14 protein-coding genes are annotated in these 12,930 nt (G+C 56.6%); all 14 read right to left on the bottom strand.

Translation table 11 applies throughout. The features are described 5' to 3' along the window. Nucleotides 1–6: 6 nt before the first annotated feature. The 14 genes from B5E62_RS11725 to B5E62_RS11660 all read right to left on the bottom strand — a co-directional run bounded on the left by B5E62_RS11725 (nt 7) and on the right by B5E62_RS11660 (nt 12,862). The gene (locus B5E62_RS11725) at nt 7–855 is read right to left on the bottom strand and encodes a DUF362 domain-containing protein (protein ID WP_442911357.1); all 849 of its coding nucleotides are present in this window, start codon (nt 853–855) and stop codon (nt 7–9) included. A 190-nt stretch (nt 856–1,045) separates the two neighbouring features. Further along, on the bottom strand, nt 1,046–1,636 hold the full coding sequence (locus B5E62_RS11720) for an aldo/keto reductase (RefSeq protein ID WP_087174754.1): 591 nt from the start codon (nt 1,634–1,636) through the stop codon (nt 1,046–1,048). A gap of 26 nt (nt 1,637–1,662) precedes the next feature. Then, complete coding sequence (locus B5E62_RS11715) at nt 1,663–2,685, bottom strand: aldo/keto reductase (protein WP_330398114.1); 1,023 nt, start codon at nt 2,683–2,685, stop codon at nt 1,663–1,665. 28 nt (nt 2,686–2,713) lie between these two features. After that, nucleotides 2,714–3,247 carry a flavodoxin family protein gene (locus tag B5E62_RS11710; RefSeq protein WP_087174753.1) on the bottom strand — a complete coding sequence of 178 codons (534 nt, stop codon included), beginning with the start codon at nt 3,245–3,247 and terminating at the stop codon, nt 2,714–2,716. A 313-nt stretch (nt 3,248–3,560) separates the two neighbouring features. Next, nucleotides 3,561–4,385: a glycosyltransferase family 8 protein gene (locus B5E62_RS11705; RefSeq protein WP_087174752.1), complete on the bottom strand. Its 825-nt coding sequence runs from the start codon at nt 4,383–4,385 to the stop codon at nt 3,561–3,563. Between the two features lie 105 nt (nt 4,386–4,490). Then, on the bottom strand, nt 4,491–4,757 hold the full coding sequence (locus tag B5E62_RS11700) for a hypothetical protein (protein ID WP_087174751.1): 267 nt from the start codon (nt 4,755–4,757) through the stop codon (nt 4,491–4,493). Nucleotides 4,758–4,951: 194 nt separating this feature from the next. Continuing rightward, nucleotides 4,952–6,118, bottom strand: coding sequence for an iron-containing alcohol dehydrogenase (locus tag B5E62_RS11695; RefSeq protein ID WP_087174750.1), 1,167 nt, complete (start codon nt 6,116–6,118; stop codon nt 4,952–4,954). A 113-nt stretch (nt 6,119–6,231) separates the two neighbouring features. Next, a complete protein-coding gene (locus B5E62_RS11690) occupies nt 6,232–7,119 on the bottom strand; it encodes a LysR family transcriptional regulator (RefSeq protein ID WP_087174749.1) in 888 nt (295 codons plus the stop codon). Between the two features lie 58 nt (nt 7,120–7,177). After that, on the bottom strand, nt 7,178–7,987 hold the full coding sequence (locus B5E62_RS11685) for a prolyl oligopeptidase family serine peptidase (protein ID WP_087174748.1): 810 nt from the start codon (nt 7,985–7,987) through the stop codon (nt 7,178–7,180). A 27-nt stretch (nt 7,988–8,014) separates the two neighbouring features. Next, nucleotides 8,015–9,361, bottom strand: a complete 1,347-nt coding sequence (locus B5E62_RS11680) for an MATE family efflux transporter (RefSeq protein ID WP_087174747.1) — start codon at nt 9,359–9,361, stop codon at nt 8,015–8,017. A gap of 135 nt (nt 9,362–9,496) precedes the next feature. Continuing rightward, nucleotides 9,497–9,679 (bottom strand): SDR family NAD(P)-dependent oxidoreductase, encoded by a 183-nt coding sequence (locus B5E62_RS11675; protein ID WP_087174746.1) that lies wholly within the window; start codon nt 9,677–9,679, stop codon nt 9,497–9,499. 81 nt (nt 9,680–9,760) lie between these two features. After that, entirely contained in the window at nt 9,761–10,900 is a 1,140-nt protein-coding gene (locus B5E62_RS11670) for an iron-containing alcohol dehydrogenase (protein WP_087174745.1), read from the bottom strand. Between the two features lie 23 nt (nt 10,901–10,923). Continuing rightward, nucleotides 10,924–12,072, bottom strand: a complete 1,149-nt coding sequence (locus tag B5E62_RS11665; protein ID WP_087174744.1) for an aldo/keto reductase — start codon at nt 12,070–12,072, stop codon at nt 10,924–10,926. 298 nt (nt 12,073–12,370) lie between these two features. Then, nucleotides 12,371–12,862, bottom strand: coding sequence for a 4Fe-4S dicluster domain-containing protein (locus B5E62_RS11660; RefSeq protein ID WP_087174743.1), 492 nt, complete (start codon nt 12,860–12,862; stop codon nt 12,371–12,373). Nucleotides 12,863–12,930 lie beyond the last annotated feature (68 nt).

The raw sequence follows: 12,930 nt of genomic DNA, 5'->3' as shown, positions 1-12,930 counted from the left end.
ATTTTCTCACTGCTCATCTATGGACACAAGCTCATAGCTCCTGTTTCCCAGGCCTACTTCTTCCCCGTGCTGCAGGACGTGCTCCGCATTGCGGGATTCCATCCGCTCCACAAGGGAGGCCCCGTCCTCCGCTTCGTAGACCAGGTCCACACTGGCCTGGTCCAGGGCCACAGGATCGGTGGACGCCAGGATTCCGATGTCGTGCATATCCGGCTCCGCCGGGCTGGAGTCACAGTCGCAGTCCACCGAGAGGCGGTTCGGCACATTGATGTAAAGGATGTTTCCATCCACCGCGTCCCGGACAGACTTGCCCGCCTCCGCCATGCACTCCAGGAAGGGGTCCTGGGCACCACCCCATGGACTTGTATGGCTCTGGCCGTCTGTGTGGATCAGGCATTTCCCCTCCTGGGAGGCCATACCTATGGAAATGTTCTTGATGGCTCCTCCAAAGCCGGCTATGGCATGCCCCTTAAAATGGGACAGTACCAGAAAGCCGTCATACTCGGGAAAATGGGCTCCCACCAGGTTTTCCGTCATCCGGGTGCCTCCCTCCACAGGGATAGTGGCAGACCCGTCCTCGTCCATGATGACAAGATCCGCAATATCCGTAAAGCCGTGGTCGCTGGCCACCTGGTAGTGCATCTGGGTCTCTGTGCGGGACCCCTGGTAGGCCGTGTTGCACTCCACGATGGTGCCGTTCACGTGATGCACCAGGTCTGCGATCAGGTCCGGGTCCAGATAATTGCTGCCCGGCTCTCCCGTGGACAGCTTCACGCCAATATTGTCCCCTGTCAGCTCCACGCCCAGAGCCTGATAGGCGTTCATCAGCCCCTCCGGCGTGATCTCCTCTGTCATATAGACAACAGATACGTCCTCTTCATCCGAAGACCCGCCGGACGCCCTGTGGGACTGGTGCTCCTGTGTCTGTTCCACCCTTCCCATGGTAGTGCTGAGCATGTGCCACATCCGGTACAGATAGTAGGCAATGATACAGAGCACTGCGATCACTGCAATGGCAACCTTCTTTTTCAAACCGGCACCTCCCCTACACGTTTCTCACCAGGCCGGCCAGATTTTCCACCACAGCCGGGTCATGGTGGTCAAAGAAGCAGCTCACTCCCGTGTCCAGAGCCCCAATCTGGGCCAGGTCTTCGCTGTCCAGGGAAAAGTCAAACACGTCGAAGTTCTGCTCCATCCGCTCCTTTTTCACACTCTTGGGGATGCAGACGATGCCCCTCTGGAGGAGCCAGCGAAGGACCACCTGGGCCACGCTCTTCCCGTGCTTCTCCCCTATCTTCATGAGCGTCTCGTTGTGGAAGAGGTCGTTCTTTCCCTCCGCAAAGGGCGCCCATCCCTCCATGACAACCCCTTTGGACTGCATATATTTCCGGGACTCATTTTGCTGGAAGAAGACATTTGCCTCCACCTGGTCCACTGCCGGAGCCACCTCGTTGAAGGATATCAGGTCCGCCAGCCGATCCGGATAGAAGCTGCACACGCCGATGGCCCGTATCTTCCCCTCCTTATAGAGCTCCTCCATGGCGCGCCACGCCCCGTAGTAGTCGTTCAGAGGCTGGTGGATGAGGTACAGGTCCATGTAGGTAAGGCCCAGCTTGTTCAGTGTCACATATTCCATAACGCATCTTCCTTTCTGTTTTCGGACTATTTTCCTGTCTTCTCTTCCTCCACTCTCAATCCGCCGAACACAGCCGACATGGGCACGGTGTCCAGTATCCTGTCAATCTCCTGCACCTCCTGGTCCGTCAGCTCCACTTCAGAGGCATCCGCGTTCTCCACAAGCCGGTCGTATTTTCTCGTCCCCGGGATCGGTACGATCCAGGGCTCCTTTGCCAGCATCCAGGCCAGGGATATCTGGGCGGGAGTGGCCTGCTTTTTCCCCGCTATCTCCTGGATAAACCCTATCATCTCCTGGTTCTTGTCTATGGCCTCCGGGGTGAACTGGGGCATGGCGCTGCGGTAGTCTGTGCCCTTCTCAAACTTTGACTCCTTGCCGTACTTTGCGGTCAGGAAGCCGTTTGCCAGCGGGGAGAAGGCCACAAAGCCGATCTGCAGCTCCTCCAGCACCGGGAACAGGGCCTCGTAGTTCCGGTACATCATGGAGTACCGGTTCTGCACCGCCGTCACAGGGCAGACTGCGTGGGCCCGCCTCAGGGTCTCCTCGTCCGCCTCGGAGATCCCCCAGTGGGTGATCTTCCCGGCCTCCATCAGCTCCTTCATGGCCCCGGCCGTCTCCTCAATGGGCACGCTGCGGTCGATCCGATGGATATAGTAGAGGTCCAGGTGGTCTGTCTGCAGGCGCTCCAGGGAGCCATCAATGGACCTTTTGATGGTCTCCGGCCTGCCGTCCGGTATCAGGGGCTTGTTCACCGCATCGGAGGTCTCGTCAAAGCGGATGCCGCACTTGGATGCCAGCACGATCTGGCTGCGGTACGGCTTCAGCGCCTCCCCCAGGAGCTCCTCGTTGTCGTGGGGATTTTCCGGCGTCCCGTACACCTCCGCTGTGTCAAAAAAGGTGTATCCTTTGTCCACGGCCTGCGCCAGCAGCTCCGTCATCTCCTTTTTGTCCGCCGCCGGCCCGTAGGCATGGCTCATCCCCATGCATCCAAGCCCAATGGCTGACACCTCCAGGTCTTTTCCCAAAATACGCTTCTTCATCTTCTTCATTCCTTCTTTCCTGTCTGATTTTTCTCTGTCACAGAGACCGGCCCGCCTCATAGGCCTGTTCAAAGGCGGCAGTAGCCTCCACTTCCCCCTTCTGGTACACGCCTTCCCCGTAGATGCGGCCCATGACCCGGGCTCCCGGCAGGCAGTCGGCAAAGCCCTGCATGGCGTCCATGGTCCTCTCCATGGCTCTTCGCCCTGCTGCCGCTGTGGCGATAAAATACAGCTCCTTGTCCTTTATCTGGGTGTACCGGGGCAGCGTCCGGTCGATCATGGTCTTGAGCTGGCCGTCCATGGAGTAGAAATATACGGGTGTGGCCAGGACAAGGACGTCCGCCTCTACCATTTTGTCAAGCAGCTCCTCCATATCATCCTTCTGGACACAGACGCCGGTTCCCCGGCAGCCGTAGCAGGCCAGGCAGCCGCCTATCTTCTGCTTCTGCAGCTGTACCTTCTCCACCGTGTTTCCCGCTTCCTCCGTTCCCTTTTTAAACTGGTCGCAGAGCAGGTCTGAGTTGCCGCCCGTCCTCGGGCTTGCCGATATGATCAATACTTTTTTTACCATTTTTCTCTCCTCCTTTTGTCTTCTCATCTGAAAAGACCAGCAACCCATTTACGCCGCCGGTCCCTGTAAAGGGCCTTCTACAGCCCCAGGCCTTCCGCCCAGGAAGTAATCTCATCCGCGGCGGCCCCGCAGGCGGTCACGCCAAGGGCAAATACGGCTGCAGTCAGTATGGCCGCAATCTGCTTTTTCATATCTTCACTGTCCTTTCTTTTCATATTGAAACTGGCTTTTACAGTTTTATTATAGAAAAAACGAGTCCTCCTAAGAAGACTCGTTTAGTTTCTCTGTATAAACCTGTAAGTATATAGCGCAGCTACAGATAGGGCTGCCAGGAGCGTCCGGCCAGCTGTTCGTAGTGCTGGTACAGCACCCCGAAACGGTAGATATAGCCCGGCTTCCAGGGCTTTGCCTTCCCGCAGAAGTGCAGGATGGCCGTGTTTTCCATGACCCACTTCACACTGTATTTCCCGGAGCTCCTCATGACGTAGTTGTTGTAGTTGCGTGCATCGTAGTTCCAGACAGCGTCGTCCAGGGGGAAGATGCGCTCCCCGAACATGGCGTTCAACAGATCCTGGTCCGGCAGCAGCAGCTCCATGCGGTGCTCCTCCACATACCGGAATATCTCCTCCGGGATGATCTCCTCCCTCCCAAGCTCCAGGTCCATCAGGAGCACCCCGGAATTGTAGTAATCGTGCTCCACTCCCAGGCGGAGCCGGTTCACATCGTTGGCCAGCTCCGTCTTTCCCGTGTGGGCGGCGGCTCCGAAGAGCCATCCGGACATGTTCGTCTCCCAGAGGGGCCGCAGGGGGTTGATGACCAGTATGTCCGGGTCCAGATAGATGATGCGGTTCAGCTCCTGCGGCAGCAGACGGGACGCCAGCAGGCGGTAGTACATCTCAGTCGGATACCTGCTGCTCACAGGTGCATTTTCAAACAGGTCCCCGTCCATCCGGATGGGGTGGAATTCGTAGCCCGCAGCCCGGCACCATCTCTCCACTGCCCGCAGCATCCGCTCCGACAGGCCGCTGTACAGCAGATAGATGTCAAAATGCTCCCCGGGATCGTTCATCTTCAGTGACGTGAGGAGAACACGCAGCCGGGGAAAATAGTTCTCGTCAAGGGTGATCAGGATATTCAAAGCAACTCCTCCGTTTCCGCATTATTCTATACTTTTTATACCAGAACGGAGCGCCGCCTGCCATTCTCAATACAGGCGCTCTGTATAGACAGATCCCTCAAAATGTCAAAATATCTTTCCCCTTTTCACAGACAGCCTGAGCCCTCTGTAGGGCTCCCTCTGGCGGCAGAATATCGCCCCGCCGTTTACCTCTACCGTAATGGTCTTCTGCCAGCTCTGCGGAATGTAGATGATGACCCTTCTGCTCTCTGTGTAGTGCTGGACTACCAGGTTGCAGTTAAACCCGTCACGTATCTCGACCTGTGCGTTTTCTTCTGAAATGCAGCAATCCCGGGCCTCCTTCTCCTTCATGACAAAATTTCTCATATTCATCTTTTTCCCTCCCACTGCGGAAGTCTTGCTCAGCTTCTCATCAGTCCGCCAAATACCGTTCCTGTCTTTAATGACTTAAATATACAGGAGATTTTTTTAAATAATGTTGGGAAAATGTTTAAGAATTTTTAAATTTTTGCATAGATAAACGGAAAGAGCGGTCGACCGTACGCCAGCCTCCCGCAAACTCCTCCCTAAAAGCACTCCTGAAGGATTTCCAGTATCTCCTCCGGCATCATCTTCCGGTAGCCTCCCGGGGAAAAATGGCAGGAGCCTGCAATGACCGGAAGCTGCTTTTTATCTCTGACTCCCAGCTGGCGAAGGGATGTGGGAAGGCCAAGCTCCCGGATGAACGCTTCCAGGGCATCAAGCCCGGCTGCGGCCAGTTCCTCCCTGCTCTTCTTCTCCCGCGGGATCATCCACACATTGGCGGCAAACCTTCCAAATTTGTCCAGCCCGTCCCTGAAGATATGTCGATAGTAGGCCGGATGGAGCACTGCCATCCCCTGCCCGTGGCCGCAATCTGTGTAAGCCCCCAGCTGGTGCTCCATGAGGTGACAGGAAAAATCGCACTTCTTTCCCAGCTTGATGAGCCGGTTCTCTGACAGGGTGGAGTCCCACAGCAGGTTGCTCCTGGCGGTATAGTCCTCCGGGTCCTTCACTGCCAGGCGGACGTTCCTTATGATGCTGCGCATCAGCGCCTCCGCGATCTCGTCAGAGACGTTCTGCTCGTCGGGCTCGCTGAAGTAGGTCTCCATGACGTGGGAGAGACTGTCAAAGGCGCCCGCCGCCAGCTGCTCTCCAGGCACGCTGAAGGTGTAGGCAGGGTCCATCAGGGCAAACCTGGGATTGCACCTCGGGTAGTCGTAGCCTGTCTTTATCTTCAGCTCCCCGTTGGTGATGACATCGGCGCCGTTGCACTCGCTTCCTGTCCCCGCCGTGGTGGGGATCACACCCACCGGTATGGGTTCAAAGTCAATGATGCCCCTTCTCGCCCAGTAGTTCTCCCAGGCGTTCCCGCTGCACCTGGCGGCAAGGGAAACCGCCTTGGCACAGTCCATGACAGAGCCCCCGCCGATCCCCAGGATAACCTGTACCTGCCTGTCCCTTGCCAGCGCTGCCCCTTCCAGGACCTTCTCGTAGGTGGGATTGGGCATGATGCCGGAAAATTCCACTACATTCTTTCCCTCCTTCATGAGAATGTTCAAAATCTCGTCATAGATCCCGTTCCTCTTCACAGAGCCCTGGCCGTAGGCCATCATGACTGTGTCATAGTCCCTCAAAAGGCAGGTGAGGAACTCCTTCACACATCCCTGTCCGAAGTAGACCTTTGTCCTGTTCTCATATATAAAATTATTCATATATACTTCCTCCTCTGCTCCTGGTTTCATTGTAATAAAAAAGAAACCTCATAAGAAGTCTCCTTTTGTTTCCCAGTTGATACCTTTCGCTTTATAGCTGTGATACAGCTGTTTTATACTGCCTTTTTGATAGCTTTCAGGAACCGCTTTACCAATTCAGAGGGCTGGGGAGAGTACAGGATACCGTAGGGGATGGTATATTTCCACTCCACAGGGATAAATTTCAGGAGAGGATGCACGTCCTTCCAGTTCTCCACCACCATCAGGATATCGCTGCTGTTCTCACACTGATTGAAAATGTCCACACTGTAGATGTCAAAGTCCACCACATGGATCTGGGGATGGTTTTTCCATATGTCATCTCTGACCTCATCCACATAGTTACTCCACCCCCGGTGCATCATGAGGAAATTCTGGCCGTACAGATCCTGGAAGGTGAGGACATCCTTCTCCGCCAGCCTGTGGTTGACGGACACGGCACAGCAGATACGCTGCCTGGAGAGCTCCAGCCCCGCACACTGCCGCAGCTTGAGCATGGTCTCATCGAAAATGCCCGCCACGATGTCGATATTTTTTCCCAGGTTCTTCAGTATCTCCCTGGCACTCTCCTGGCTGTTCATGTAGGGGACCATCTGGAGCTTGATGTCCGGGTACTCCTTCTGCACCCTGGACCAGGTCTGTACAAGCGGAGCCGCCGGCGTCATGGGAGAGGTACCGATCCGGATCACATTGTCCTTCTCCTGCATGGCCTTCTTCGCCCGCTCCACAGACTCCTTGCAGTACTGGATAATGTACTTTGCGTCCTTATACAGAGACTTTCCCGCCTCTGTCAGGGCCAGGCCCCGGTGGGTGCGGATAAAGAGCTTCAGGCCCAGATCCTTCTCAAGAAGATTGATCTGCTTCGTGACGGCAGGGGGCGTGATGTAGAGGGCTTCCGCCGCCTTGTTAAAGCTCCCCAGGTCCGCCACAACGATAAATGTCTCCAGTTGCAGGTTATACATAGGCCTCTCCTCCTTGGTCCTCTCCTAACGGATGAAGTCTCTTATTTATTTTAATACGCTATTTTCCAAAAAGCCAGCCCATAATTTCACTGTCCTGCGCAAAGAAGCCTCCGCCGCCGTGCTGGCTGGAGGCGCCCCGGCTCTCAAAATAATCCGCCCCCTTCACATCCAGCACCAGGAGCTCATTGATCTCCTGGTCCGAGAGTCCCTCCTGCAGATACAGCTCCCGGAGAGCTTCATACGCCTCGCGGGAGGGTCCGGAGCCGTAATACTCGTCATCCTCTCCCACCGCGATATAGACCGGCGTGCGGCTCTCCGTTACCGGCTCGTAGTCCCCGTCCCACTGGGAGCTGCACTGGAGGTAGGCAGTGAAAAGGTCCGGCCTTTTTCCCATCACCCGGGACATGGTCTCCCCGCCGCCAGAGTAGCCTTCCCCGTAGACCCGCTCCCTGTCGATGTTGTAGGCGTCCAGGAAATATTCCACCAGGGCGATGGTCTGGTCCGCCGACTCCTCATCCCATCCGGAGAGCTGAGGGGCCACGATGATCATGTCCGGGTCATACTCCTGGGCTGTAAAGCCGAAATCCTCCCTGTACAGGTTCTCGCCCACCCCCTGGAAATACAGGCCCTCATAGCCTGGCAGGGTAAAGAAGACGGGCACAGGACTGCTGCCGTCGTAGCTGTCCGGCACATACAGATTGAAATGGATATCCCCCTGTTCCTCCGAGTGGAGCACATTGTCCAGGGCAAACCCCCTGTACTCCTGCGTTCCCTCCGTTACCGCCCAGGACGTCTCCGCCTGCCCGGCGCCGGCTGACAGCAGGGCCATCGCGCCTGCCAGCAGGAATATCACAAGCTTCTGTCTCATACTGGAGTCCTCCTTTTCTCTTTGCCGCTATTTCAGTTTTCTCCATGTGTGCATGTACATGCCAAGGGATACCGGGAGCATGATCAGCTCCACCACAAGCTGGGTCCATATCATTCCGTAGAGGCCAATGGTCATATCCATGATGACCAGCAGCGGGATATTGAGCAGTCCCTGTCTGCTGAAGGTGAGGATGGCGGACTGGGTTCCCTTGCCCATGGCCTGCAGTGTGTAGCTGATGAGGAAATTCACCGCTGTAAATGGCACTGCCAGACAGGCGATCCGAAGGAAGCCGGCTCCCAGAGTGCTTGTCTGGGCCTCCGGGATAAAGAGGTGCAGGATCTGGGGTGCGAACACGGCAAAGCAGGCCACAAAGCAGGCGGACATGACCACGGCCGTCTTCCAGGAGAAGAAGGAGACCGAGCGCATCCTCTTATAATTTTTCGCCGCGTAATTGTAGCCCACCAGGGGCATAAATCCCTGGCACAGCCCCATGGACACGTTCAGCGGGAACTGGTCGATCCTCTTGACAATACCGTAGGCCGCCACAGGGATATCTCCGTATCCCGAGGCCAGCTTTACGATCACCATATTGGACAGATTCCCAAGCCCTGTGGCCAGTGCGGAGGCCAGTCCCACAGAGAAGACAGGCCGGATAAAACGCAGGGTAAAGTACCTTGGGAGCAGGGATACGGATGTCTTGTCCCCAAGCCTTATGTACATGATGACAAAAAATACAAGGGAGGCAAGATTGGAGAGGGCCGTGGCCATAGCCGCCCCAGCCACATCCAGATGGAACCCGAATATCAGCACCGGATCCAGGATCACGTTCAGTATGCCGCCGAACATCATGCCCATGCTGGCCGGCCGGGCGTGCCCCTCGCTCCGCAACAGATGCCCCATGGAGAGGCTCAGCATGGTGGGCACGCCTCCCAGCACCACCACCCAGTCCAGGTAGCTCTGGGCATAGCCGTAGGTGTCGGAGCTGGCGCCCAGGAAATTGAGCAGAGGCTCCCGCAGCAGCCAGGTGAGAAGAGAAAAAAGCAGAGTCACCGCCGCCCCGCCCCAGATGCTGAAGGCAGAGACGTGCTTGATGTCCCTGTGGTTGTTCTTCCCCATCATCCTGGATATCAGGCTGCCCCCTCCCAGGCCAAAGAGATTGCCCAGGGCTGTGAGCAGGTTGAACCAGGGGGACACAAGGGAGACTGCGGCCACCATATAGGGATTGCCTATCTGCCCCACAAAAAAGGTGTCAGCCAGGTTGTAGATCATGGTCACCACCTGGCTGATGATGGTGGGGATGGCCAGCGTCGCCACTGCCCTGGGGACCGGCATATCCTCGAACAGCTCTTTTTCCGATATTTCCTTTTTTCTCATGGTTTTACGCCTTCTTTCCCGTTCTGTTCTTCTCCCAGAAGCGGACCGCGTCGTCGATCACGTCCACCACTTTTGTATCTGCCTGTACCATTTTCGCTCTCCTTTTTTTGCGTACCACGCGGTCAAGTGAAACAGTTAGATCATCTGTAGTCTGTACGGCTGCTCACTCTGCTCCACTGCCTTATCTCGTCCGGCCGGCTCCCTGAGCGTCTCAGTATTCCTTCCTGTCACAGCCACATTTTCTCCGGCTTTTAAAGCGGCCCTGGCAGTCCCTCTGCCAAGGCCGCCGGAACAGCCGGTGATCAGCCATGTCTGCATCTGAAGATCACCTCTTATATTCCTGCTGCACATTCCCGTGCGCACGCATGCATGGACATTTGCCCTGCCTGCGCTTTTGTCCTACATGCACTCCATCAGAATGTCGTAAATCTCATCGTGTGTCAGCTCTCTCGGATCAGTCTTGATGATGTTGCATGTGTCCGCCACGTTTCTAAGGAGCTCCGGCGTGATCTCCGCTTTTGACCTCAGCTCGCTCATCTTTGTGGGAAGGCCGCACTCCCGGATAAAATCCGCCAGTGCCTCCACCGCTTTCTCCGCCGTGTCAACGCCAAAGACCTCCCTGCCGAATTTTGCGAATTTTTCCTCCGCATCCTTGACAATATGGCGGTAGTAGGCCGGATGGATCACAGCCAGTCCCTGACCGTGGTTGCAGTCCGTGTAGGCTCCCATCTGGTGCTCCATCTGATGGCACTGGAAGTCAGTCACCCTCCCCACCTTCAGGATACCGTTCTCTGCCATGGCGGAGTCCCACATCAGGTTGCCCCTGGCCTGGATGTCATCGATATTTCCCATGAGGCGCTTCATGTTGACTACCGTGTTCCTCATGACAGCGAGGGCGACATCATCGGACACATTGTCCTCATCGGAGCTTCCGAAATACGTCTCCATGGCGTGGCTTAGGGTGTCAAATGCGCCGGAGATCACCTGCATCCTGGGAACAGACATGGTGCAGGCCGGGTCCAGGATGGCAAATCTGGGCGCCGCGTCAGCCATGCCTGCCTTGACCACCTTCTCCTCATTGGTGATGACCGCGCCGCCGTTCATCTCAGCTCCGGTACCGGAGGCTGTGACGATGGCTCCCATGGGCAGCACGTCCGTGGGGAACTTATGCTCTTTCATCTCCATCTCCCACAGGTCCTTGTCTGTCCTGGCCTGGGCCGCGACGATCTTGCAGCAGTCTATGACAGAGCCGCCGCCTACTGCCAGGATAAAGTCAATATGCTCACTCTCTGCGAGCTTCGCTCCCTCCTGCACCTTGGCGTAGGTGGGATTGGACATGATGCCGGAGAAATCTGTCACCTTCTTTCCCGCACCTTCCAGGATGGACTTCACCTCGTCGTAGATACCGTTCTTTTTCACGGAGCCTCCGCCGTAGGCAAGCATCACATTAGCGCCGTAGGCGGACACAGCCTCAGCCAGATGCTCTTTTACAGCTCCCTCTCCCCGCAGGATGCAAAAAAACGCCCGGACCAGAGCCAACGCCTGATCCGGGCGGTATTTCTCTATTTTCTAAACATTTCCGCTGCCCTGGCCATATTCTCCATGATGGGCACCTTAAAGGGACATCTGGTCTCGCATGCTCCGCACCGGATGCACTCTCCGGCGTGGTGCTCCAGCACCTCATAGTGCTCGCGCACGGTCTCCGGCACCTCCTTCTGAGCCCTCGCAAGGTTCAGGAATTTCGTGACAGAGGCCACATCGATCCTCTTCGGGCAGGGAGCACAGTGACTGCAGTACATGCAGTGTCCCTCCCAGCTTATGTTGGGGAAGGAGGCAAAGGCGGGGGCATAGTCCCTCTCCTCCTCCGACGCCGTCTCGTAGGCAAGGCTCTCCCGAAGCTGCTCCACGCTGTGGGCCCCGGCCAGCACGGTGGCCACCGCCGGGCGGGTCAGTGCATAGTGGAGGCACTGGACCGCTGTCAGCGCTTTTCCCGCCGGGGACATCTTCTCATCCAGCAGGTCCCCTCCGCCGAAGGCCTTCATGACCGTCACGCCCACTCCCTGCCTCTGGCATGTCTCGTAGAGCTCCTGCCTCTCCGGATCCATGTTCACCAGATGGCTCTCATAGTTTTTCTCCGCCCACAGCTCCTCCACATCCTCGCTGGCCGGCTGCAGGTCATAGCATGGATTGACGCTGAACATGAGCACCTCGATGGAGCCGCTCTTTACCGCCGCCAGGGCCACCTCAGGATTGTGGCTGGACAGGCCGATGTGGCGTATCACGCCCTGCTCCTTCAGCTCCTTTGCATAGGCCAGCACCGGCCCCTGCGCGATCTCCTGCCAGTCCTTCATGGAGTCCACATAGTGGATCATCCCCACGTCAATATAGTCTGTCCGGAGCAGGCGGAGCATCTCCTCCATGCCCGCCTTTACCTCATCAATGTTTCTGGAACGCTTGTACTGGCCGTCCTTCCAGACAGAACAGACATGGGACTGGATGATGAATCTGTCCCTCCTCCCCCGGAGGGCCTCCCCCACGGCGGAGCGCACCTGGGGATTGGATGTATAGAGATCAAAGTAGTTGATACCCTGGCGCTGTGCCTCGTCCAGGAGCAGCTTTGCCCCCCGGCAGCCGTCCTCCGCAAATCCCTCACAGCCAAGTCCGATCTCGCTGACCATCAGCCCCGTATTTCCCAGTTCACGATAATTCATAGTCCGCTCTCCTTTTCTGTTATGATAAATATGTTTAATTAATCTGTTTCATCTCTCCTGCCCCCGAAAGTCATCCCGGGGCTCCCCGAGGAGGCCCCTCAGCATCCGGGCAAACTCCTCGATATAGTAATTGCTCTGCTCCCTGACCCAGAACAATTTCATCTGTCTGAGCAGCAAAAGACCACCTTCCTTCTCACTGACCGTACCCTGTCTGTCAGTTACAGTCTAGCAAAAAGGAAGGCGGTTTGTCTACTGCCTACTTTAACCGCCTGATCTTCTATTTCGGCTCCTCACTCATCTATTTCCTTGTCGGGAAGCTGCTGCCCGCCTCAAATTTGGCCGCCACATCCTTCAGATAGTCAGTGATGGGCAGATGCTGGGGACAGGCCCGCTCGCACTGCCTGCAGCCGATACAGTCGCTGGCCTTCCCGTGCCTCAGGCTCATATTGTTATAGTAGACCGCATGGCTGGAAAAGCTGCCGGTGGTCCGGGATATGCTGTTGTACAGCGCAAAATACTCCGGGATGGCAATCCCCTTCGGACATCCGTGGGTGCAGTAGGAACAGGCCGTGCAAGGGATGGGCGTATGCTTCTCTATGATCCCTGTCACCTGCCGGATGATCCCCAGCTCCTCCTCTGTGATGGGTCTGAAATCCCTGAACGTGGCCGTATTGTCCATCACCTGCTCCACGGTATTCATGCCGGACAGTACCCGCGCCACGCCCTCCTGGCTGGCCGCAAAGCGAAAAGCCCAGGATGCGAAGGAGGCCTCCGGCGCATACTCTCTCATCAGCTTCTTCGCCTCCTCATATCTATAAGTAAAACTTATGCGAAAAAGCAGAGGCCGCTGCTCCTGTC

It is taken from the genome of Lachnoclostridium sp. An118, assembly GCF_002160985.1.
GTDB lineage: Bacteria > Bacillota > Clostridia > Lachnospirales > Lachnospiraceae > Claveliimonas > Claveliimonas stercoravium.
This window is presented reverse-complemented; position numbering and strand designations above follow the sequence as displayed.

Coding starts and splice junctions, on each gene's coding strand:
- B5E62_RS11725 (WP_442911357.1), bottom strand. CDS start 855: ATGACAGAGGAGATCACGCCGGAGGGGCTGATGAACGCCTATCAGGCT.
- B5E62_RS11720 (WP_087174754.1), bottom strand. CDS start 1,636: ATGGAATATGTGACACTGAACAAGCTGGGCCTTACCTACATGGACCTG.
- B5E62_RS11715 (WP_330398114.1), bottom strand. CDS start 2,685: ATGAAGAAGATGAAGAAGCGTATTTTGGGAAAAGACCTGGAGGTGTCA.
- B5E62_RS11710 (WP_087174753.1), bottom strand. CDS start 3,247: ATGGTAAAAAAAGTATTGATCATATCGGCAAGCCCGAGGACGGGCGGC.
- B5E62_RS11700 (WP_087174751.1), bottom strand. CDS start 4,757: ATGAATATGAGAAATTTTGTCATGAAGGAGAAGGAGGCCCGGGATTGC.
- B5E62_RS11695 (WP_087174750.1), bottom strand. CDS start 6,118: ATGAATAATTTTATATATGAGAACAGGACAAAGGTCTACTTCGGACAG.
- B5E62_RS11690 (WP_087174749.1), bottom strand. CDS start 7,119: ATGTATAACCTGCAACTGGAGACATTTATCGTTGTGGCGGACCTGGGG.
- B5E62_RS11685 (WP_087174748.1), bottom strand. CDS start 7,987: ATGAGACAGAAGCTTGTGATATTCCTGCTGGCAGGCGCGATGGCCCTG.
- B5E62_RS11680 (WP_087174747.1), bottom strand. CDS start 9,361: ATGAGAAAAAAGGAAATATCGGAAAAAGAGCTGTTCGAGGATATGCCG.
- B5E62_RS11675 (WP_087174746.1), bottom strand. CDS start 9,679: ATGCAGACATGGCTGATCACCGGCTGTTCCGGCGGCCTTGGCAGAGGG.
- B5E62_RS11665 (WP_087174744.1), bottom strand. CDS start 12,072: ATGAATTATCGTGAACTGGGAAATACGGGGCTGATGGTCAGCGAGATC.
- B5E62_RS11660 (WP_087174743.1), bottom strand. CDS start 12,862: ATGAGAGAGTATGCGCCGGAGGCCTCCTTCGCATCCTGGGCTTTTCGC.